The organism is Alteromonas aestuariivivens (assembly GCF_003367475.1).
Classification (GTDB): domain Bacteria; phylum Pseudomonadota; class Gammaproteobacteria; order Enterobacterales; family Alteromonadaceae; genus Alteromonas; species Alteromonas aestuariivivens.
On sequence record NZ_QRHA01000001.1, the window covers coordinates 318,460 to 339,828 of the forward strand.

A 21,369-nucleotide genomic window follows, 5' to 3' on the forward strand; every position below is an offset into this window, starting at 1 on the left:
GGCGAAGGCATACTATACCGGTGACGGAGAAGTGGAACAGGCTGAGCTGATTACGGAAAACCCGCCGTTTGAATTAAGCCCCAGAGCGTTACCGGCCTGGCGGGTGGACTTCGACAATTTCGCTGCGCCAACCATTTACATACAGGCTCAAACCGGAGAGTTGGCAGGCAAGCGCCATACGTTCTGGCGTCTGTTTGACTGGATGTTTCGTTTCCATGTCATGGATTACTCCTCCGGTGAGGAAATCGACAATCGTCTGCTGTTCTGGCTCACCCTGCTGGGGATTGGTGGCGGCGTGTCCGGTTTGCTTCTGACCTATTTCCGGGTTTTCAGGAAAAATCCGCCTGGGCATGCCATTACCGATGCGTTGAATTAAGAGGCGAGCAGTATGCAGTGGATAAGAAAAATACATAAATGGGCGTCTTTAGTGGTGGGAATGCAGTTTTTGCTGTGGTTAGGCAGCGGCCTGTATTTCAACCTCATGGACCACCACAAGGTGGGCGGACACACTTATCGCAGCCACGCTCATCACGAACCGGGCGATATTGATGTAACCGCATTGGTAGAGCCAAAAGCGGTGTTGCAGCGTAATCCTAAAAGCGTTGTCATTACGCAAATTGAGTTGCTGGGACAGCCCTATTACCTGCTTACTCATAAATTGGGGCTATACCGGGACTTTGAAAATGACTACAGCCTGGTGGATGCATACAGTGGCGAGCGGGTCGATATCGATGCGTCGTTTGCTACCCGGCTGGCCCGTCAGTCATACAACGGACCGGGGGCGGTGGATTCTGTGACCTTGTTGCAGCCGCCTTTGGAAGACTTCCCCAAGCAAAAGAATGCTACCTGGCGGGTTAACTTTGCCGATGACATTGACACCAGCGTCTACATTGAAGCTGGCTCCGGTCGTGTGGTGGGCCACAGTGACGCGCATAAACGCCTGGCCGACATTTTCTTCATGCTGCACTTTATGGATTACGGAAATGAAGGCAGCTTCAATAACATTCAAATCATTCTGTTTGCCTTTATTACGCTGTGGCTGGCGTTAACCGGACTCATCTGGACGGTGGACCTGGCGTTCCGCGGGCAGTACAAGGTGGCGTGGCTGTCAGCCACAATCCCGGTCAAAATATTTGATCAGCAGCGTCGTCCCCTTTGGGAAGTCGAGCTTTCCAGTGCCACCAATATTCTGGACGGACTGGCTGAGCACGGTATAGCCCTGCCGTCTACCTGTGGTGGCGGCGGCACCTGTGGACGGTGCAAGGTACTGATTAACCCATCAACGGAACCCACATCCGCAGACCATGAGCAGTTCTCTGTTGACGAGTTGGAGCAGGGCTTCCGACTGGCCTGTCAGCACTTCTCCACTGACGTTCAGGACATGACCCTGTTTGACGTGACAGATGCCAAAAAGGTCACGCTGGAACTGACTAACAGCCGCTTTGTCAGCTCGAATATCAAAGAGTTGAGGTTCAAAGTCATTGGCAACCGCCTGACCTATAAAGCCGGGGCATTTGTGCGCTTCTTTATTCCTCATGGGCACGGTGACGTGCGCCCTAAAAACATCCCTCACCAATATGCCGGCAACTGGGAAGGGGTTCCTGATGAGCAGTTTGAACGCCATGCCTGTTTGCGCAGTTATTCACTGGCCAGTGACAGTCACACATCCGAAGAACTTGTGTTTGCCATCAAATACCAGCGTGCCCCTGAGCCCGGAGTTCCGGCTGGGGTAGGGTCGTCATACCTGTGTAATATGGAGCCGGGACAGCGGGTGGATGCAATGGGGCCGTTCGAGGATTTCTATGCCGAGCCAGACTACTCAGGGCCAATGATTCTGATCGGGGCGGGCTCAGGGATGGCACCGCTGCGTTCGATCATTCTGGAGCGGTTGCGGGTGATGAAATCTACGCAGCCGATAAATTTTTACTTTGGTGCCCGAACCGAAGAGGATTTGTTGTATCAGCAAGAGTTCTTTGCCCTGAGCCGTAAGTTCAGCAACTTCCATTTTACCCCGGTGCTGTCCAGGGCTTCGGACGACTGGTTAGGCGCGACCGGGTATGCACAGCAGGTGCTGTTTGCCAATAGCACAACCAGCGACTTGCTGGCGGCGAAATACTTTATCTGCGGGCCAGCAGGCATGATGGACGATGCGATGAACCAGCTGCGAGAGCTCGGCGTTGAAGCAAAAGATCTGTACTTTGATAGTTTTGCCTGATATGCCGGGGTACAGATGGCTTGCGGGTTATCCGGTGAGTTGATAGTCGTTGACGGGGTAACTGTGGTGGAAATATCAAGGGCGCAGATCGTCTTCGGCGCCCTTGATAATTGTTCAGTTAAAACCCAAATGTGCGGGATATACTCAGTACAATGCGTTCGTCTGCCGTGTCCCAGTCCAGATTGGTGTTTTCTGCTGCTATTTCTACACTGAAGCCGGCCAGACTGGTTTGATAAGCCAGTCGGTAGTGGTGATATGAACTGTCGCTACCGTTCCAACTCCATTTATCGCCGTCCCAGGAATTAGACACATCGAAACTGGCCCGAAGGGCATGGTTGGGTGCCAGTTGGAAAGTGTGGGCAACCATGCTCACCGTGTGGTTGGCACCGGTACCAAAGTAATCCCAACTGTACCAGAAGTTTAGCTCTGTGTTACCCAGTGCATTAGCATAGCCAAAATTGGCATAAACTTCCGGGTAGTTACCATCGCTGGATGCGTCACCACCATGATAGGTGTAATAGGCCATGCCGTAGTCAACACTAAACTGTTTGTTCAGTTGCACATACTGGCCGACATAAAAATCCCATTCAATGTTGGTTTCGCCACCAAAGTCCACATTGGAGGCCCAGGTTCCAGCGTAAAAACCCCCATCAAACGCCTTGTCCAGACTAGCCTGGATGGCCGCAGAATTTTGTGTCTGGCTTACCCCATTGAAGGTGTAGTCCGAAGCTGCCGTTACCGAGGTGCTCCAGTCAGCGTGTGCAGTTTGCGTGGTGCTAACCAGCGCCAGGGAAAAGATCAGGGTATTAATTAATGACTTCATAACGTTAACTCATACTCTCAATTTTACTGAAATCGATGGTGTTCTCTTTTGGGGAACCACTAATGTTGGTAACCGTGTGATGCTTTTGGTAAAGAATGTAACCAAAGCATGCGAAAAAGATGGCTATTACCAGAGCACCCACCCATTGGATTTGCAGAAAGTTCAGCTTGAACAGCAGCGTCAACAGAGACAGTGCTGCAATGTTCAAAATGATGTAGTTAGCTTTACCCAGGCGCTCGACCGTCAGATTAAGGTTATCGGTGTACAGTCGGATCAGTGAGTCCAGTGAATTGATAACAAACACCACACCTACAAAAACCATGGCAAAGTTCAGCAACCCTTCGGTTGAAATTCCTGCATCATGATAGTGATACAGAACTGCTAACCAGGTAGCGATCGGGATCGAAGGAAAGATCAACATCGCCAGCAAGACCTGATAGGTCTTCAGGCCACCCACAAAACGTGAGGTAAACTGACCAATCATAATGCTCCAGGCAAACCACCAGAAAAGATAGAACTCATGATAGTCATTCAGCGGCAGTACAAAGTGGTGCATGTTGGGGAAGTAGTCGCCCAGCATCGCCAGGTTGTCCATGTAGCTGGATACTTCGCTGTCTCCAAACGCAAAGGCTGAGGTACCCATAAATGCAATCAGGGCAATAAACAGCCAGCTGGTGGACAGGCTCAAAAAGCGCACATACTTGATGTCGGTACTTGAGTAAACCGCAAAGGCGATTGCTGCGAAAACGATCAGGTAAAATACCGGCAGTATGGACTCGCCATCTCCGATTGCTGGCAGGTACCACGGCAGATTTGACAACAACAGGTAAGCCGTAAAGGCACAGGTGCCAATGATCACCACGTTATTGATCACTTTGACTAATGGTTTTTCAAAGAACTTTACTTTCGGTTCTATTACGCAGAAATAAAAGCAGGTTAAAAAGTAAAAGCCCCAGATGAGAAAGCCCCAAAACCCAAACTCGATAGCGAGGGGATTGGTAAAGCCATACTCTGGGCTTGCGCTTATGTCTGCATAACCCGCGAATTCGGTGAGCGGGAACATGATTAAGCCAACATCCAGGCCGGACGTGAATAAGATCGCAATGAAAGTAAAGGTTCTGACAGGGGTTACGCCCACAACGGGAACATTGCCCCACTTGTAGATAAAGTAAGCCACCGACAACAGGGTAAATAGGATACCTGCACTAAGCCAAATGGTCATTGTCACCCTCCCAATACGAATAAAAATAACTCATAACTACTCCGGTTATTTAGTGTGAAAAATGCGCTTTTGGTCCCTGGAATAAATAGCAACAGCCGTGTTGATGCTCTCCCGGCCCCGAACTGATTCGGGGAGGAGTCTGAAAAGCACGTCCGAATTAACGTTGTGTTGTTTGCCAGTCCTGGCTGGGTGCCACGCGCACGGGTTCACTGGTTTCGGGTTGAATGCCGAGAATTAGGTCTGCGGCCTTTTCTGCAACCATGATGGTGGGGGCATTCAGGTTACCATTGGGGATGGTCGGGAAGATGGATGAATCCACCACTCGTAATCCCTCAATACCATGTACCTGAGTTTTAGAATTAACAACCGCCATTTTGTCTTCACCCATCTTGCAGGAACAGGACGGGTGGTAAGCGCTTTCAACTGCCTGACGGACAAACTGGTCGATTTCGTCATTGCTTTGAACGTGTTCGCCGGGTTGGATTTCGCCATCCCGAAATTCGTCAAATGCTGGTTGGGAAATGATTTCCCGGGTCAGACGGACACAGGCCCGGAACCCTTCAATGTCGTCCGGATGTTCCAGATAATTAAACTGGATCTTCGGCGGCACAGCTGGATCGCTGGACTGCAGGGTTATTTCGCCACGGCTTTTGGGCTTGTTATGACCAACATGTACCTGAAAACCGTGCCCTTCAAAGGCCTGCTTGCCATCGTAGCGTATCGCGGCCGGTAAAAAATGATACTGGATATCCGGCCATTCAACACCGGGTTTGGAGCGAATAAACGCGCAGGATTCAAAGTGATTGGTCACACCCAATCCAGTGCGGTTCAGGATCCACTCAGTACCGATTTTGGCCTTCGACAGTAGTCCCAGCTTGCCATTAAGAGTAATCGGTTGTTTGCACTTGTACTGGAAGTAGAATTCCAGGTGGTCCTGCAAATTTTTACCCACTCCCGGTAGTTCATGCTGGACATCTACGCCGGCATTTTTCAGAACCTCTGCATCGCCAATTCCTGACAACTGCAAAATGTGTGGTGAGCCTATCGGACCGGCACTGAGGATCACTTCTTTATTGCAGCGGGCCTGTTTTGTGGCGCTGCCGACCCGGTATTCCACACCTACAGCTTTTTTGTTTTCCAGCAATACCCGGCTTACCAGTGCGCCGGTAATGATGGTCAGATTGTCGCGGTTTTTAACCGGATCCAAATACTCCCGGCTGGTGGAACTGCGCACGCCATCTTTGACGGTCATATGCATCGGGCCAAAACCTTCCTGCTGCTCGCCGTTGTAGTCATTGGTGACCGCGTAGCCTGCCTGTTCTCCGGCTTTGATAAACGCCTTATACAAAGGGTTTTTCATCTCGTTGCCGTTGTTTACACCGACTTTGCCACTCCCACCACGATAGGAATCTGTCCCGCGGTACCAGGTTTCGGCTTTTTTGAAATACGGCAGACACGCCTGGTAATTCCAGCCTTCAGCACCGTGCTGTTCCCACTCATCAAAGTCTTTGGCATGACCACGTACGTAGACCATTCCATTGATGGATGAAGAACCTCCCAGCACTTTACCCCGAGGACAATGCATCTCGCGGTTGTTCAGAAACGGCTCTGGCTGAGTATGGAACTGCCAGGCATATTTCTTGGTATTCATTGGGATCGACAATGCGGTAGGCATTTTTATGAAAATACTTTTGTCGGATCCGCCGGTTTCAAGCAGCAGCACCTGATTGTGAGGATTGGCAGACAGACGGTTTGCCAGCACACATCCGGCAGACCCCGCGCCTACAACAATGTAATCGAAATCGCTCATGCTGCCTCCTTAAAACGGACTTTCAATTTGGCTCATACCCACATAAACCGATTTGGTCTGGGTATAACTGTTAAGCGTTTCAACGCCGTTTTCCCGGCCGATACCGGACTGCTTGTAACCGCCCACAGGCATTTCAGCAGGTGAGTTGCCGTAACTGTTGATCCAACAGATCCCGGCTTTTAGCTGGTGAATAACCCGATGGGCACGTTGAATGTTCGTACTAAATACGCCTGCCGCCAGACCAAGATCAGTGTTATTGGCACGTGCTATTACGTCGTTTTCATCTTCAAACACCAACACACTCATTACAGGCCCGAAGATCTCCTCTTTGACAATGGTCATGTCGTCATGGCAATCGACAAACACCGTCGGCGCAACGAAGTAACCGTTTGGGGCTGATTCAGGAGATAAGGCATACCCACCGGTGAGCAATGTTGCCCCTTCGGCTTTACCTTTTTCGATGTAATCGAGTACCAGCTTCTGGTGCTTTTCGGAAATTAAAGCGCCCAGATTCACGTCCGGATCCAATGGATCGCCGGCGATAATGTTGTTTTCGGTGCGGGTCTTCAGCTCCGCCAAAAAGGCATCATAGATGTTTTTGTGCACATAGACCCGGGTACAGTTAGTACATATTTCACCCTGGGTGTAGAAGTTACCCAGCATGGCAGCACTGACGGCCTGAGAGATATCCGCGTCATCAAAAACGAGCAGCGGTGATTTCCCCCCCAGCTCCATCGTGACTTCCTTCAGGTTCGAGGTAGCGCTTTGCATCACTTTCTTGCCTGTACCCACCTCACCGGTGAAAGACACTTTTTCTATGTCGTGATGAGTGGTCAGCCATTGGCCGACGTTGGCGGCACCCTGAACCACATTGAAAACACCGGCAGGCATGCCTGCTTCGATAAAGATCTCCGCGAGTTTGATTGCTCCCATCGGAGTTTCTTCTGACGGCTTGAAAATCATGGCGTTGCCCGCCGCCAGTGCAGGACCCGATTTCCAACATGCAATCTGAAGCGGATAATTCCATGCACCAATACCGGCACAAATGCCAAGTGGTTCACGGCGGGTGTAGAAGAAATCTTGCCCCACGGTTTGCTGGGAGCCCAGTTGGGCAGGAGCTAAGCCTGCGAAGTACTCTATGACATCAGCACCGGTTTCCACGTCTACGCAATCAGCTTCCTGGATCGGTTTGCCCGTATCCAGGACCTCCAGTCGAGCCAGCTCATTGTTGCGCTCACGCAGCAGTGCAACGGCTTTGAGTAAGATGCGACTGCGCTCCACTGGGCTCATGGCTGACCATTGTGCAAAGCCCTTTTTTGCACTTTCGATAGCTTGAGCTAGTACATATTCATCGGCTTCCTCAACATGATAGATCTCTTGCCCGGTCGCCGGATTCTTGACTGAAAAAGTGTTGCCGCCGTTATTCGCGACAAACTGGCCGTGTATGAAGTTCTGATATACTGGCAGGGTCATATTAGTCTCCGCTCAATGAAATTAAGTTCTCGATGTAGTGCTTTGCGAGTTGCTCCGCCTCTTTGAACTCCGTTTCATTGGCCTGGCTTAATACCGCCCGAAGCCACAACCCATCTATCATGCCGGCACTGAGTTTGGCGGCTTTTTGCGCGTCAGATTTTGACATCAACGAATTCAACGAAAACAGTAGGTTGCTATAAAGACGTTGGGCGTTGATACGTTGCAATCGCCCCAACCGAGGGGCATGCATCGACTGAGCCCAGAAACTCAACCAGGTTTTGGTTGAACGGGCGCTTTGCTGCACGACGGAAAAGTTTGCCTCAACAATAAACATAAGACGCTCTTTTGGCGTACAGCCATTTTGGGTCTTTGATACGAGCGTGGTACGCAAGTTGTTCAGCAAAAATCTCACTGTGGCCTCGAGCAGGCCGTCTTTACCACCAAAATAATGGCTGATGATTCCCGACGATAGTCCGGCTCGTTTGCTGATACTGTTAATGGTCGTAGCGTGTAAGCCCAACTCTGCAACTGACTCCAATGTCGCCTCAATAAGCTGTTGGCGACGTATGGGCTCCATTCCTACTTTTGGCATAATTTTTTATTGATTGACTGTTCAATTAAAATAAATTTTAAACAGTACGAATTAATTAATCAAGCCTTTGGTTGATGGTTTTTTGTTCTTAACATCCTTATTTGAATTATATTTATATGAATTTCAATAACTTGATTTCACTCTCTAATGTAGTCAAGCAAAAGCAATTGGTTTGAGTTGAATGTAATTTTAATATCAAAATCGTTCAGGTGGAGCAGGTCAGGGAACCAGTATATGCCGACTAAAAAGCAAGCTTTGGCAGAGGTTGAACGGGACTTTAAAAAGTATGAAACATTGTTTTGAACGCAGAGGGGTGTTGGCTGACGAGCCAGCCAATGTTTGCTTGCCCTTAGGAGCCATCAAACTCCCACGCCGGATCTTTTCTGGCCCGGGAGGGCCATTAAAATACCGGAACTGGGCCTGAATTTGTCCACAGGGGCTAATGGCAAAGGGTACGCAGACTAAGCTTGAAGGTCCTCGCCTTTGCCCTGAAAGTGCTCAGAATGAACAAATGTTAAATAAAAAAGATCAACAGGCCCTAGAAAATCGCGGTGGTCTGGGTAATTGAATTTTCCATGGGCTGACGAGGCCTGTCCCTGGTTGTGGGAGAATTATTTCTGCAGGTGGAAACATTCCACCTGTTTGTCGGCTACCAGCGGGCCGACCCTGTCTGAAAAGGTTTTGAAATGTTCGGTTTCAAGGTGATATTCAAAATCGGCTTTTGAGTTGTAGATCTCGTACAGAAACACCAGATTGGGGTTGTTTTCACTCACCGCAACATCAAACACGGTGCAGGCTTCTTCGTTGGAAAGAGAGTCCTCAGCCTGTTTGAGCATTGCCGGCATAAACGCCTGCATCTGGCCTTCATTGATAAGAAATTTCACGGTTACAATGTACATACGTATCCTTACTTTTTGAATTTATTAATTAATTCCTGGATTTCGCTGTCAAGCAAGCGGTTGGCCGGTTTGCCCTGCAACATAAGCGCAATTTTGCAGCTTTCTTCCAGTTCTTCCATACCATAAACGCATTTTTCCACGTCGGGGGCCGAAACAATGGGGCCATGGTTGGCCATGATTATCCCGGGGTGACTGGCGGCAATCGCGCCTACAGCTTCTGCCAGTTTGTCGTCGCCCGGCGCAAAGTAGGGCACCATGGCAATGGCCCCAAGGCGCATGGTCAGGTACGGGGTGTAACAGGGAACACAATTGGTGACATCGTCACACGGCAGGCATGAAAGGGCAGTGGCGTGTGTGGAGTGCAGATGGATCACGCAGGTGTCATCGGGGCGTTGGTCATAAATGGCTTTGTGCAGGCGAAATTCTTTCGACGGCGGCGCACCTTTTAACAGGGTGCCGTCGTGACTGACCACCGACAACTCGTCCGCTTCCAGAAAACCGAAACAGGTGTTGGTGGGGGTCATTACCCAGCCCTCAGCGATGCGGATGCTCATATTGGCAGACGCACCGGACGTCAGGCCGCGGTCAAAAATGGACTTGGCATAGGTGACAATTTTTTGTTTGGCAATGTGTTCGGTTAACAACATGATAAGGTTTCCAATGCTTGAAAGAAAAAGTCTTGCTGGCCGAAATTGCCCGATTTGAGGGCCAGATTTATCGGCTGTTCACCAGGGGTTTGTACCATGGGCACGCCGGGGGCGATGGATTTGCCAATATAGAAGCTGTCCACACCCAGTGCATTGACCACCGCGCCCGAAGTTTCTCCGCCCGCCACTACAAAATTGCGCACACCCAGCTGGTCACTGGCTGCAATGGCCAGCGCACCGAAGGTTTGTTCTATGAGGCCAGCGATGAATTCGGCGCCATAGTTCTGATGATTTTCAGCAATGATGTCGGGAGCTGCGGTGGCTGTGACCAGCGGAGCCCGGTCAATTGCCGAAGCCAGCCATGTAATAATGGAATCCACCGACTGTTCGCCGGTCACCAGTTTTGCCGGGTCAAGCTCCATGACCGGGTGACTGGTGCGATACGCGGCAACCTGCTTTTGGGTCATGGCAGAACAGCTGCCGCTCAGCACCAGCGTTGGTGCGGCGATGGGCTGCACGCTACTGGTTACTTCTGTCAGGTTTCCGCCACAGTCCTCAAACTCTTTTCCCAAACCGATGGCCAGCCCAGAGCCGCCGGTAATCAGTGTGAATGATGACAGGCATTCGCCAATGCACTTGAGATGGTCGGTACTGAGGGCATCCAGCACCAGATAATGATGGTTCACGCGTTGGGTTTCCAGCGCTTCTGTTAATGCTCCCGGGCCTTGTTCAACGACCTGGCTTGGGATCGATACCGCTTTACCTGTGCCTTGGGCTTCCATCATCCGGACCAGTGAAGAATCCTTCATTGGTGTCAGCGGGTGGTCCTTCATTGGGCTTTCATGCAGCAACTGGTCAAACACAAACAGATGGCCCTGATACACCGTACGGCCGTTAACCGGCAATGCCGGGCAAACTACGGTAGAGGCTGCATTAAGCTTTGACATCAGTGCGTCGATAACCGGCCCGATATTGCCCTCTGGCGTTGAGTCAAATGTTGAGCAATATTTGAAGTAATATTTAGCGCATCCCAGTGACTGCAGCACCTCCAGGCAGGCCAGTGACAGTTCAACTGCGTCCTGGACTGGGATGGTTCTGGATTTAACCGCAATCACAACGGCATCCACGTCCTTGATATTGGCAATTTGCTGAGGCGTAGGCAGCCCATTAACCTGAATGGTGCGCAAACCGCTTGCAACCAGGAAGCTGGCCAAATCTGTGGCACCGGTAAAATCGTCAGCTATGCACCCCAGCCAGGGGGTAGAGTCAGTCACTTTGTTCATATTTCTTTTACTTGCATTAGCAATACATTAACTTATACATTATATTATTTGAAGTTTACAGTACCTTGTTCGCTGTAACAGCGGATTAGTGTTCAACGTGCGAATTGAAAGGGTAAAGCCGTGTCATTAAGTCAGCGTGCTTACGAAGAATTACGGGAAAAAATTCTCAACAACGAGTTAAAACCCGGGCGCTTCTTTCTGGAAAAAGAGCTGGCTGAGCTGTTGGGGATCAGCCGTACTCCGCTCAAGGAGGCGCTGGTTAAGCTGGAAAATGAGGGGTTGATCAAAGTGCAGCCCCGCCACGGTATGCAGGTGTTGCCTCTGTCTGCAGATGACATGCAGGAGGTCTATCAGATTATTACCGCTCTGGAGTGCGAAGCGGTGTCGGTTATTGCCAACAAGGGTTTGCAGGACGAGGAAATTGGCCAGCTTGAACAGACCGGAATAGCCATGGCCGAAGCACTGGAGCGGGACGACCTCGAAGCCTGGGCCAAAGCGGATGAAGATTTTCACCGCCTGCTACTGGCCTTTTGCGGCAATGCCCGCTTGAAGCAGACCGTATTGAATTATTGGGATCTTGCCCATCGCGCCCGTTACTTTACCTTGCAGTTACGGGACAAGCCGGTTAATTCAACGCTTGATCATCAGCAGGTGATTGAAGCGATAAAACATAAAGATCCGCAAAAAGCGGTATCGATACATCGCCAGCACCGTGTGAACGGCGGCGCCAGTTTAGTCCGGATCATCAGACAATATCGGCTGGATCATTTGTGATATCCAACGGAAACAGGAAACAGCAACAGTGAAATCAGAATTCTCAATAACCGTATTACCCGGAGATGGTATTGGCCATGAAGTGACGCCAGTGTGTCTGGAATTGCTGGACAAGGTCTGCAAGCAGGTTGGGGGGGTAAGCCTGAATTACAGCTCATTTGCTGCGGGCGCAGTGCATTACAAGGAAACCGGTGTTTCACTGCCCGAAGAAGCCTTGCAGCACGCGTTTGACAGCGATGCCACATTGTTGGCGTGCATGGGAATGCCGAGCATTCGTTATCCGGACGGGCGGGAAATTGCCCCGCAACTGGAACTGCGGGAAAAAATGGATTTGTTCGCCGGCGTCAGGCCGGTGAAAACCATGCCAGGATTGCCGTTACCGCTTACCTCAGAGAAGGCGCAGAATCTTGATTTCATTCTGATACGTGAGAGCACCGAGGGCCTGTTTGCCAGCCGGGAAAAGTTCAAAATTGAGGGCGAAGGTGCTGATGAGGCAGCGTACGACACCCAGAAAATCAGCCGTAAAGGCTGTGAACGCCTGTTTGACTTCGCCTTCGAACTGGGTCGCCAGCGCAGGAATGAAGGATACAAGGGCCTGGTAACCTGTGTTGATAAAGCAAACGTGTTAGGGTCGTTTTATTACATGCGGCAAATCTTCGACGAAGTGGCAGCGAAAAATCCCGATGTGGATAACAACCACGTATATGTCGACGCCGCGGCCCTGCAGCTGGTGGGGCGGCCGTGGCAGTTTGATGTGATTGTCACCGAGAACATGTTCGGTGACATTCTGTCGGATTTGGGCGCTGGCCTAATGGGCGGCATGGGCATGGCACCCTCAGCGGATATTGGCATTGAAAAAGCGGTGTTCCAGCCTTGCCACGGTACGGCACCCGACATCATTGGCCAGGGTAAAGCCAACCCGACCGCGATGTTTTTGTCAGCCGCGATGATGTTACGCTGGCTGGGCAACAAGCACGATAATTCCAGTGCCATTGAGGCCGCGCGTAAAATCGACACGGCAGTTGAGAATGCCTATGCCACCGGTACCTTGTTGCCTTATGAACTTGGAGGCACTTCCGGTACCGAGGCGATTTCGTCGTTGGTGTTCGCAGAACTGGACAAACTGGCCTGACTAAGCCGATGCCCGGGGGAGTTTTTCTTACCGGCAGGATTGGCAGGTTACAAAAAATGATTCGGAGTAGCACTATGAAGAAGATCATTCTACCGGCGCTGATTATGGCGAGTGTCATCGCCACTCTGGCCCACGCCGCGCGGCCTTATCCGGTACGCCCAATCACCAATACGGTGGTGTGGTCGGCAGGTGGGGGCACAGATGCGGTGAATCGTATGATCATGGCTGAAATGGCCAAAGTGCTCGACACCCGCATCAACGTGGTCAATAAAACCGGCGGCATAGCCGGCTCCATTGGCATGAATTCTGTGCTTAGCAAGCGCCCGGATGGCTACAACCTGGTGGGCATATCCAGTTCTAACGTGGTGGCAGCGGTGAACGGAGGCTGGAACGAGCGTTTTGATGTCTGGTCGCCGTTCATCGTCGGCAGTTCGCCGGACGTCATTTCGGTCAATACTGACTCACCAATAACATCACTGCAGGACCTCGTGGCTCATCAGGCTCAATCACAACAGGCGTATAAAGCCGGGGCCGGCGGAACGGGGGGCATTCACCATCTGTATCTGCTGGAGCTGGCACGTGTCAGTGGCGTAGATTTTCAGTTTGTCCCTTACCCTGGCTCGGCTCCCTCTCAAACGGCCGCCATCACTGGCGAAGTGGATGTGGTGATCACCTCCATGGCAGAGCAGGCCCAGTTGATCCGCGGTGGCAAATTGCGCCCGCTGGCAATGCTGCACCCTGAACCATTTGAGCTGGAAGGTGTTGGTACTATTCCCAGTGCGTTCGGCCTTTACCCTGAGCTAGCGGAGCACTTGCCTCTCAGCCAGGCCATTGGTTTTGCGGTTCACCAGAATGCGCCTGACGACGTAAAAACAAAACTGGGTAAAGCCTTTGAAGCCGCCATGCAGTCGCCGGTGGTAAAGCAATGGGCCAGGGACAATTACTATCAGTTGTCTGGCAAGCATGGTGAAGCGGCCCGCGACGAGTTTGCTGCACTGGAGTCGTATTTTACCTGGACCTTGCAGGGGCTGGGTTCGAACAAGTTTTCACCAGACAAATTTGGCATCCCCAAACCCTGATTTTGGGTATCAGGGAGCTGGTTCGCCACTATGAGTAGACAGAGATTGGGTAACCCATGGAACAACAGTCAAACGCGCCGTCGACAGTTCTGACTGCCGGGTCGGCAGCTGATGCGCAGCAGGATTTTAAGGTCGCGCTGGTGTTGCTGGCGGTTGCCGTGGCATTGCTGGTTCATACTCTGGGCTTTCCGATGTCAGGCAGTTATGGCGGGGTAGATAACCAGTGGTTTGTTTCTCCGGCGTTGTTCCCATTACTGGTGTGCGGTCTGTTGGTAATTTGCAGTGGAATGTTGCTTTATAAAGCTACCCGAAAGCAGGGTTTCAGGGGCTTTGGTGAACTGCGAGGGTGGCTGGGTGACTGGCGTAATGAGCGTATAAAAGACCGCTGGTACGTGATTGGCTTGTTGCTGGTTTACGTGTATGTGTATATTCCTTCCACCGACTTCTATCTTGCCTCCGTTGTATTTCTGTTGTCCCTTACCAGTCGTTTTTATTACCCGATGGTTAACGGTCTGAGCCGCTCAAGCACGTTGCATCTGGTGCTGGCCCTATGTCTGATTGCCGTCAAATTGAACGTCAACGTATCAGAAGATACCCATTGGCTGAGCATAAACTACGATGAGGATGCCATCCGGTACAGCGACTTGAGTATGCTGATGGCATTGATGTGCCTGCTGACCTTAAGTGTGTGCTTTCCTCAGAACAAGGATCGCAAACGTGCGGTGATTCAGGTTCTGGTGGTTCTGCTGGTTCCACTGTTGTTGGTTTGCACTTTTAACTTCCTGCTGTATGTACCTATGCCGGTGGAATACGGTACGGTGAGTGATTTCCTGAATTATCTGGTATACGACGTACTGGCTTTCCAGTAGTCAGGAGGCTTGTGATGCTGGAGCAATTTTCCCACTTCTTTTCAACACTCTTTGCCCTGGCAACGAGCCCGACCAATCTGCTGGTGGTTTTCGGAGCCAGTTTTGTCGGCATCATTTTTGGTTCTATGCCCGGGCTCACAGCGACTCTGGGAATCGCATTGTTAACATCTCTGACCTACGGTTTTGGGCCGGATGTGGCCCTGCTTGCTCTGCTCGGGTTATACGTGGGGGCGATATATGGTGGGTCCTACCCGGCAATTCTCATCAACATACCGGGCACGCCTGCGGCAGCGGCAACGGCGCTGGATGGTTACCCACTCACACAGAAAGGCCAGGCCGGGAGGGCGCTGGGGCTTACTACCACTGCGTCGTTTATTGGCACCCTGATTGGCCTGTTGTTCCTGGTTACCCTGTCACCTTTTATCGCCAGTATGGCGTTGCAGTTTACCTCCTGGGAATTCTTTTTGCTGGCCCTGTTCGGCATTGTTATCAGCGGCACCCTTACCAGCCCGGGCACGGTGCTCAAGGGCTGGATAGCCGGATTGATAGGGTTGTTCCTGGCAACTATCGGGCGGGACTCTCTGCAGTATTTTCCCCGCTACACGGCAGGCTTCAGCGAACTGGATGCCGGGCTTGAGATTGTGCCTGTGCTCATCGGCGCGTTTGGCATCCCGCAGGTGATTCGGGTGTTGTCAGAGCGGCGGTCACTGGCCGAAGCGCCTAAACTTGGGCGGATTCTGCCGGAATTATCTGCCATCACCCGAAACATAAAACATATTTTTCGCTCATCAACCATTGGGGTTGGCGTTGGTTCTGTACCGGGGATTGGTGAGGATATCGCCGGTTGGGTGTCGTACAGCACGGCCAAAAATGCCAGTACGCCTGAACAGCAGAAGGAATTCGGCAAGGGCTCTGAAGCAGCAATAGTGTCGTCAGAAACAGCCAACAATGCCTGTATTGGCGGCGCCTTGATCCCGTTGCTGACCCTTGGGATCCCTGGCAGCCCGCCTGCGGCCATGTTGCTTGGGGCGTTGCTGCTGCACGGCATTACCCCGGGCCCCTCTATTGAAGTAGACCATCCGAATTTTCTGCTCGAAGTGACAGCCATTATGGTGCTGGCGTCTTTCGCCATGTGGGCAAATGGTATGTTGCTGGCAAAGCAGGTGGTGAAACTGCTGACCATCCCGGCACCGCTGTTTATTCCGGTAGTCGGGATACTGTGTATTTTGGGCGGGTATGCGCTCGGCTTGAGTATTTTCAATTTGTACATTCTGATACCGGTTGGCATCGCGGCCTATTTTCTGGGAGAAATGGATTTTCCCATTGCACCCATGGTGATAGGCCTGGTGCTGGGTGGCATGGCAGATGAAAGCCTGCGGCGTGCGTTAATGTTGAGTGAGGGCAGCTTCCTGCCCATGTTTGAACGTCCGGTTGCAGTGATTTTGCTGGTGATCATTGGCTGCTTCATTGTTAATCAGATACCGGCGGTAAGAACCAGGACCACCTCTTTCTGGGCTGGGCTGTTTTCACGGCTTGCACGCAAAAGCCCGGTGGTCTGAATGTGCTGATCCTGTTGCTTGCTAAATCCCTTAAGGCGCTATTATGTCTGATAATTTAACTGTGGTGTGTTCAGGAACCGGGTATTTCAGCCAGTTCCACTATGAAGCCTGGAACCGCTTACCGGGGGCAACGATTGTTGGAGTCAACAATCGCAATCGGGACAAAGCCATGGAATTTGCCCAAAGGTTCAACATTGGGGACTACGATAATGATCTGCAGCGCTTGCTCGAGCGCTGTAAACCGGACCTGGTGGATGTAATAACCCCGCCGGAAACCCACCTCCAGGCGGTAAAAATTGCTGCCGGGCTGGGTATTGATGTGATTTGTCAGAAGCCATTTGGTGAAAACCTGGAACAGGCACAAGAGATGACCCGGATTGCCGCCGATGCGGGCATTAAACTCATCGTGCACGAAAATTTCCGCTTTATGCCCTGGTATCGCAAAATCAAGCAACTGCTTGATGAAAACAGGCTGGGCGAAGTTCTCAATGTGGAATTCAAGCTTCGCCCGGGAGACGGCCAGGGCCCCGAGGCCTACCTGGCGCGCCAGCCCTATTTTCAGCAAATGCCCAAGTTTCTGGTGCACGAAACCGCTATCCATCTGGTCGATACCTTTCGTTTTCTGTTCGGTGAACCTAATAATCTGTTCGCCAAGCTGCGCCGCTGCAACCCCCACATTAAAGGCGAGGATGCCGGGCTTATCCTGTTTGAATTTCAAAACCGCATTCAGGCGGTGTTCGACGGCAATCGCTTGCTGGACCACTGTGCCACTAATACCCGCCGTACCATGGGGGAAATGGAAATTGCCGGTACCCACGGGGAACTGCGCTTGAATGGCGAAGGGGGCATACTGCTGCGCGAATTTGGCCGCCAACAGTGGGTTGAACAGCCTTATGAATGGCGGGATCAGCACTTCGGGGGGGATTGTGTATTTAATACCATCGAGCACATAGCCGCACATTACCTTACCGGCGCAGCGCTGGAAAATCAGGGCTTTGAGTACCTTAAAAACATCGAAATTGAACAGGCCATATATCATTCGGCGCACAGCGGAAACCTGATCGCCTTTTAATGCGTTTTCGTTAACTGCCAGTGATTTTTTACAGGGACCAGTAGTGACCATGAATTACCCGCCAGCGTTAAACCTTAATGACATCACTTTTACCGGCTCAGGTCTGGTGCGCCCGGAGTGTGTGCTGGCAACCGCCGCCGGCAATCTGTATGTATCCGACTTTCGTGGTGGTGTGAGCCGCATTGCGCCAGATGGCCAGTGTACGTTCTTTGGCGGTGGTGAAGTGGCAGGGCGAGAGGATCCACCCGGTATTTTAAAGCCCAATGGTATTTGCTTGTTACCCGACGGCAGCTTTCTGGTCGCACATTTGGGTACGGCGGATGGGGGCGTTTATCGCATCGACCGTGAGCACAACATTGAACCCTGGTTACTGGAGGTTGAGGGGCAGCCCCTGCCACCGAGTAACTTTATTTATCTGGACCATCAGGGGCGCTACTGGCTAACGGTCAGTACCCGCCAGATCCCCAGGGCAAAGGGCTACCGCTCGGATGTTCAAGACGGGTTTATCGTGCTTATAGACCAGCACAGTGCCCGCATTGTGGCTGATAATATTGGTTACACCAACGAAGTGTATGTTACTCCCGATGGCAACACTCTTTATGTTAACGCAACTTTCAGTCGTGGAACCCTGCGCTACGACATTGACGCAAACAACAACCTTATTAATCCAACGCTCGCAGCCCAGTACGGGCAGGGTATCTATCCGGATGGCCTGACCATGGATACCGAGGGGTACCTATGGGTAACCAGCATTGTCAGCAACAGCGTAGTGCGGGTGAACCCGAATAGTGGTGAAACCCGGCTAATGCTGCAAGATGTGGATCAGGCGCATTTGCAATGGGTTGAGCAGGCATATCTGACCCATCAGATGGGCCGCCCCCATCTGGATAACGTAAAAAGTGAACGGTTGAACAACATCAGTTCGCTGGCTTTTTCCGGCAACGATTTATCGAAAATAAACATGGGCTGTTTACTGGGGCAGCAGGTGGCCCAGATTGCTTCTGTGTATCAAGGCCTTAAACCCAGCCACTGGCATTTTGACGACTGAAGCAGATTTTACGTTAATAAAAAAGCCCTCCCGGTTTGGGAGGGCTGATTCATTTTTGAATAGTAACCTTTTATTGCAGAATTTTTCTTTCCTTTACCGGGTACCAGTCGGTCAGTTTCTGTGACAAGCGCTCAACCAGTTCAGGGTGTTGTTCTGCGAGATTATGTTTCTCGTGTTCGTCTTCCAGCAGATTGTAGAGCCGTGGAGGAACCAAAACATCCTCGTGGTATTTCTGATAGGAGACGTTCTCACCATCGTAGCTCAGGATCAGCTTCCATGGCCCTTCGATCACCCAGCGATAAAGCAGTGTAGCTTCCGGATTATTAAGATCACCCATATCATGGGCAAAGCCTTCTCCGAAAACGGTGTCACGCTCAATGGGCGTCTGCTGTTTCATATTGTCAAACAGGTTTAATCCTGGCAGTCCTTCCGGTACCTCAATGCCCGCAGCGCCCAAAATGGTGGGCAGAATATCAATACTGCTGATTGGCTCAGGGCGCATTTGCGCTTTCAACTGGCTTGGCAGCGAGAACATAATTGGGGTGCGCACACCGCTTTCTCCCGGGCTTTGCTTGGAGTGGGGTAAAAAGCCGTCGGTTTTGGTTGGGTTGGAAATCCACCCGTTGTCGGAAACGTACACTATCAGGGTGTTGTCCTTGAGGCCTTTTTGCTCCAGATGCTCCATCAGTTGTCCATTGGTTTCATCGAACCACTCGATCATCGCATAGTATTTGGCGATGGAAATGGGCAGGCCTTTGTCGGTGTATTTTGCAAGAATACGCTCTGGTGGTGTGTGAGGGGTGTGCGGCATAAAGGGCGCATACCAGACTAAAAAGGGTTTGTTTTCAGCACTTACCCGGTCTACAAATTCAAAAATGGTGTCCAGCCCCTCACGGCCAATTTTTAGGCCGTCGTCACCATGGCGGCCACCTGGCTGAGGAAAGCCGCGGGTCATGCCTTCATCAAAGCCGCCGCGCTGATAGCTGCCTTCCCACCACTTGCCCGTTTGCAGGGACACGTAGCCTTTTTGCCTGAGCAGTTCCGGCAGGGTGTCCAACGTGTCGATTTTTGCAATGATTTCGCCACGTTGCTGCTGGTAAAGTTCGCCCTCTCTGCCGCCAGGCAGCAATCGGGAAGGATCGTTACCGGTAATGCCGTGCTGCGATGCGTAGTAGCCTGTGGCGACGGTGGCCAGTGACGGGCGGCACAGTGAGGTGGGAACGTAGCCACGTTTGAACGTTACCCCTTCGTGGGCAATGTTATCCAGTGCTGGTGTTTTAACGATATCGTGGCCCATAAAGCCGTAGTCGTTCCAAGCGTGGTCGTCAGACAGTATGACAACAATGTTGGGCGGCGGGGTATCCGAGATCGCTGCCGAGCTTGGCCCAGACTGTGTACTCGCGCTGGAACAGGCGCCCAGAGTCGCAACTGCCATCGAAAACAGAGCAATGCGCAATTTTTTGCCCAGATTATTGCAGGTGAATACATTTTTCTTTTGTAGGTAAAGCATTTACACTTCCTGATGGTTGACTTTATTACCAGTATGCCCGCGCGTTAAAGTAAACGCATTTGCCGACATGGTTATTTATTCGGATTTTGTTTGTTGTAGAGCCAGGTCGTAGATCATGGAACCTGCCAGCAAAAAGGCGCCTACGCCATAAAGTTGCGAATCTTCGTAAGTCACCACATCGGGTTTGTCATTCACGCCCTGAACCCAGCCAAATTTGCCGTCCGGGTGCAATGAACTCTCTAGCACCGTCCAGCCTTTTACAATGTAGGGAAGGTAGTCAGATTGCCCAAGTAAGCCCTGATTGACGCCCCAGGCCAGACCGTAGACAAAAAATGCGGTACCGCTGGATTCAGGCTCGGCGTAGTTTTCACCGCCCAGCAGTGACATGGGCCAGGAGCCGTCCTGCTTTTGCAGTTTCACCAGCGTATTGGTGAGTTCAATGTAGAGGTTTTCATAGTAGGCCCGGTATGGGTGATCCTCAGGTATGTATTCCAGGGTATTGACAACACCTGCGTACACCCAGCCAACCCCACGGGACCAGAAAACCGGCTCACCGAATTTTCCGGTACGGGTAAAGTAGCGGGAGTCACGAAAGACCAGGCCGGTTTTGTCATCTCTGAGGTAATCGATGGTTGCCTTGAATTCCTTGTGGGCGTAGTCCATATACTTCGGATCGCCGGTTACCTGAGTCAGACCAAACCAGGTGGGTGGAGCCATAAACAGGGCATCTGCCCAGCACCAGCGAACCTGGCAGGGGTGAACATTGTCTTCGTTGCGCCCGTCAACAAACTCCAGGCTGGTATCGGCGGCTCGCTCGATGATTGGATCAAACGCTTCGATAAGTGGTGCGATAACGTCGGGGTCGGGATGACGTTCGTAGAACCACAGGTTCATCTGGCCAATAACCTGATCGTCTGCAAAGTACTTTACCCGCCCCAGACGCCAGTCGTGATCATTGCCAACATAACCTATCCAGGTTTCGTAAAAGGGGTTTTCCGAACGCTCTGCAACTTTGGTCAGGCCTTTGTAAAACGCACCCTGGATCCAGCGCCCATAAGCCTCAGAGCCTTTTCTGGCCCGCCCCACGTGAGGCATGTAAGAGGTATGGGCAATTTGCCAGTTAGCGGCTTTTTCAATGCTCTGTAAAACCTGTTGCGGTTGTGGCAGGGAGGCTGTCGGTTCATCTTTGGCTCTGCTGAGCTGGCTCTGAGTCTTTGCTGAACAGGCAGCTAATAATGCCATTGTCATGACAACGGAAACGGTACGCAAAAATGGCTTCATATCCCTAAACCCCCGGTTTTCAAATGTGTTCCTTTGCGTAGGCAAAAGCGTTAACGCATTGAAGCAGATTTATAACAATTC

Annotated in this window: 18 protein-coding genes; 8 read left to right on the forward strand and 10 right to left on the reverse strand. The window is 51.5% G+C overall.

The window, feature by feature from the left end; all coding sequences use genetic code 11:
* Positions 1-388 precede the first annotated feature (388 nt).
* Entirely contained in the window at positions 389-2,215 is a 1,827-nt protein-coding gene (locus tag DXV75_RS01320) for a 2Fe-2S iron-sulfur cluster binding domain-containing protein (RefSeq protein WP_115591421.1), read from the forward strand.
* Positions 2,216-2,333: 118 nt separating this feature from the next.
* Here DXV75_RS01320 and DXV75_RS01325 read toward each other — a convergent pair whose 3' ends face one another.
* The 8 genes from DXV75_RS01325 to otnK form a co-directional block, all read right to left on the reverse strand.
* Positions 2,334-3,038 carry a TorF family putative porin gene (locus DXV75_RS01325; RefSeq protein WP_115591422.1) on the reverse strand — a complete coding sequence of 235 codons (705 nt, stop codon included), beginning with the start codon at positions 3,036-3,038 and terminating at the stop codon, positions 2,334-2,336.
* Positions 3,039-3,042: 4 nt separating this feature from the next.
* Entirely contained in the window at positions 3,043-4,260 is a 1,218-nt protein-coding gene (locus DXV75_RS01330; RefSeq protein ID WP_115591423.1) for a BCCT family transporter, read from the reverse strand.
* A 157-nt stretch (positions 4,261-4,417) separates the two neighbouring features.
* Positions 4,418-6,070, reverse strand: coding sequence for a choline dehydrogenase (gene betA, locus DXV75_RS01335; RefSeq protein WP_115591424.1), 1,653 nt, complete (start codon positions 6,068-6,070; stop codon positions 4,418-4,420).
* A 9-nt stretch (positions 6,071-6,079) separates the two neighbouring features.
* Positions 6,080-7,543, reverse strand: a complete 1,464-nt coding sequence (gene betB / locus DXV75_RS01340; protein WP_115591425.1) for a betaine-aldehyde dehydrogenase — start codon at positions 7,541-7,543, stop codon at positions 6,080-6,082.
* Between the two features lies 1 nt (position 7,544).
* On the reverse strand, positions 7,545-8,135 hold the full coding sequence (gene betI / locus DXV75_RS01345) for a transcriptional regulator BetI (protein WP_115591426.1): 591 nt from the start codon (positions 8,133-8,135) through the stop codon (positions 7,545-7,547).
* A gap of 611 nt (positions 8,136-8,746) precedes the next feature.
* Positions 8,747-9,034 (reverse strand): putative quinol monooxygenase, encoded by a 288-nt coding sequence (locus DXV75_RS01350; RefSeq protein WP_115591427.1) that lies wholly within the window; start codon positions 9,032-9,034, stop codon positions 8,747-8,749.
* Positions 9,035-9,042: 8 nt separating this feature from the next.
* Positions 9,043-9,681, reverse strand: coding sequence for a class II aldolase/adducin family protein (locus DXV75_RS01355; protein ID WP_115591428.1), 639 nt, complete (start codon positions 9,679-9,681; stop codon positions 9,043-9,045).
* On the reverse strand, positions 9,672-10,964 hold the full coding sequence (gene otnK / locus DXV75_RS01360) for a 3-oxo-tetronate kinase (RefSeq protein ID WP_115591429.1): 1,293 nt from the start codon (positions 10,962-10,964) through the stop codon (positions 9,672-9,674). Before otnK ends, DXV75_RS01355 begins: the two co-directional genes overlap by 10 nt.
* A 120-nt stretch (positions 10,965-11,084) precedes the next feature.
* Between otnK and DXV75_RS01365 the strand changes: the two genes are divergently transcribed.
* The 7 genes from DXV75_RS01365 to DXV75_RS01395 all read left to right on the forward strand — a co-directional run bounded on the left by DXV75_RS01365 (position 11,085) and on the right by DXV75_RS01395 (position 18,497).
* A complete protein-coding gene (locus tag DXV75_RS01365) occupies positions 11,085-11,738 on the forward strand; it encodes a GntR family transcriptional regulator (RefSeq protein ID WP_115591430.1) in 654 nt (217 codons plus the stop codon).
* A gap of 28 nt (positions 11,739-11,766) precedes the next feature.
* Entirely contained in the window at positions 11,767-12,870 is a 1,104-nt protein-coding gene (locus tag DXV75_RS01370) for an isocitrate/isopropylmalate dehydrogenase family protein (RefSeq protein WP_115591431.1), read from the forward strand.
* Between the two features lie 74 nt (positions 12,871-12,944).
* Complete coding sequence (locus DXV75_RS01375; protein WP_115591432.1) at positions 12,945-13,949, forward strand: Bug family tripartite tricarboxylate transporter substrate binding protein; 1,005 nt, start codon at positions 12,945-12,947, stop codon at positions 13,947-13,949.
* Between the two features lie 56 nt (positions 13,950-14,005).
* The gene (locus DXV75_RS01380; protein ID WP_115591433.1) at positions 14,006-14,818 is read left to right on the forward strand and encodes a tripartite tricarboxylate transporter TctB family protein; all 813 of its coding nucleotides are present in this window, start codon (positions 14,006-14,008) and stop codon (positions 14,816-14,818) included.
* Positions 14,819-14,832: 14 nt separating this feature from the next.
* A complete protein-coding gene (locus DXV75_RS01385) occupies positions 14,833-16,377 on the forward strand; it encodes a tripartite tricarboxylate transporter permease (RefSeq protein ID WP_115591434.1) in 1,545 nt (514 codons plus the stop codon).
* Between the two features lie 43 nt (positions 16,378-16,420).
* Positions 16,421-17,449, forward strand: a complete 1,029-nt coding sequence (locus tag DXV75_RS01390; RefSeq protein WP_115591435.1) for a Gfo/Idh/MocA family protein — start codon at positions 16,421-16,423, stop codon at positions 17,447-17,449.
* A gap of 49 nt (positions 17,450-17,498) precedes the next feature.
* Entirely contained in the window at positions 17,499-18,497 is a 999-nt protein-coding gene (locus DXV75_RS01395; RefSeq protein ID WP_115591727.1) for an SMP-30/gluconolactonase/LRE family protein, read from the forward strand.
* Positions 18,498-18,567: 70 nt separating this feature from the next.
* Here the strand turns inward: DXV75_RS01395 and DXV75_RS01400 are convergent, their stop codons facing one another.
* Entirely contained in the window at positions 18,568-20,007 is a 1,440-nt protein-coding gene (locus DXV75_RS01400) for a sulfatase family protein (protein ID WP_115591436.1), read from the reverse strand.
* Between the two features lie 75 nt (positions 20,008-20,082).
* Positions 20,083-21,288, reverse strand: coding sequence for a glycoside hydrolase family 88/105 protein (locus tag DXV75_RS01405; RefSeq protein ID WP_115591437.1), 1,206 nt, complete (start codon positions 21,286-21,288; stop codon positions 20,083-20,085).
* Between the last annotated feature and the right edge of the window lie 81 nt (positions 21,289-21,369).

Coding starts and splice junctions, on each gene's coding strand:
- DXV75_RS01320 (WP_115591421.1), top strand. CDS start 389: ATGCAGTGGATAAGAAAAATACATAAATGGGCGTCTTTAGTGGTGGGA.
- DXV75_RS01325 (WP_115591422.1), bottom strand. CDS start 3,038: ATGAAGTCATTAATTAATACCCTGATCTTTTCCCTGGCGCTGGTTAGC.
- DXV75_RS01330 (WP_115591423.1), bottom strand. CDS start 4,260: ATGACCATTTGGCTTAGTGCAGGTATCCTATTTACCCTGTTGTCGGTG.
- betA (WP_115591424.1), bottom strand. CDS start 6,070: ATGAGCGATTTCGATTACATTGTTGTAGGCGCGGGGTCTGCCGGATGT.
- betB (WP_115591425.1), bottom strand. CDS start 7,543: ATGACCCTGCCAGTATATCAGAACTTCATACACGGCCAGTTTGTCGCG.
- betI (WP_115591426.1), bottom strand. CDS start 8,135: ATGCCAAAAGTAGGAATGGAGCCCATACGTCGCCAACAGCTTATTGAG.
- DXV75_RS01350 (WP_115591427.1), bottom strand. CDS start 9,034: ATGTACATTGTAACCGTGAAATTTCTTATCAATGAAGGCCAGATGCAG.
- DXV75_RS01355 (WP_115591428.1), bottom strand. CDS start 9,681: ATGTTGTTAACCGAACACATTGCCAAACAAAAAATTGTCACCTATGCC.
- otnK (WP_115591429.1), bottom strand. CDS start 10,964: ATGAACAAAGTGACTGACTCTACCCCCTGGCTGGGGTGCATAGCTGAC.
- DXV75_RS01375 (WP_115591432.1), top strand. CDS start 12,945: ATGAAGAAGATCATTCTACCGGCGCTGATTATGGCGAGTGTCATCGCC.
- DXV75_RS01380 (WP_115591433.1), top strand. CDS start 14,006: ATGGAACAACAGTCAAACGCGCCGTCGACAGTTCTGACTGCCGGGTCG.
- DXV75_RS01385 (WP_115591434.1), top strand. CDS start 14,833: ATGCTGGAGCAATTTTCCCACTTCTTTTCAACACTCTTTGCCCTGGCA.
- DXV75_RS01390 (WP_115591435.1), top strand. CDS start 16,421: ATGTCTGATAATTTAACTGTGGTGTGTTCAGGAACCGGGTATTTCAGC.
- DXV75_RS01395 (WP_115591727.1), top strand. CDS start 17,499: ATGAATTACCCGCCAGCGTTAAACCTTAATGACATCACTTTTACCGGC.
- DXV75_RS01400 (WP_115591436.1), bottom strand. CDS start 20,007: ATGCTTTACCTACAAAAGAAAAATGTATTCACCTGCAATAATCTGGGC.
- DXV75_RS01405 (WP_115591437.1), bottom strand. CDS start 21,288: ATGAAGCCATTTTTGCGTACCGTTTCCGTTGTCATGACAATGGCATTA.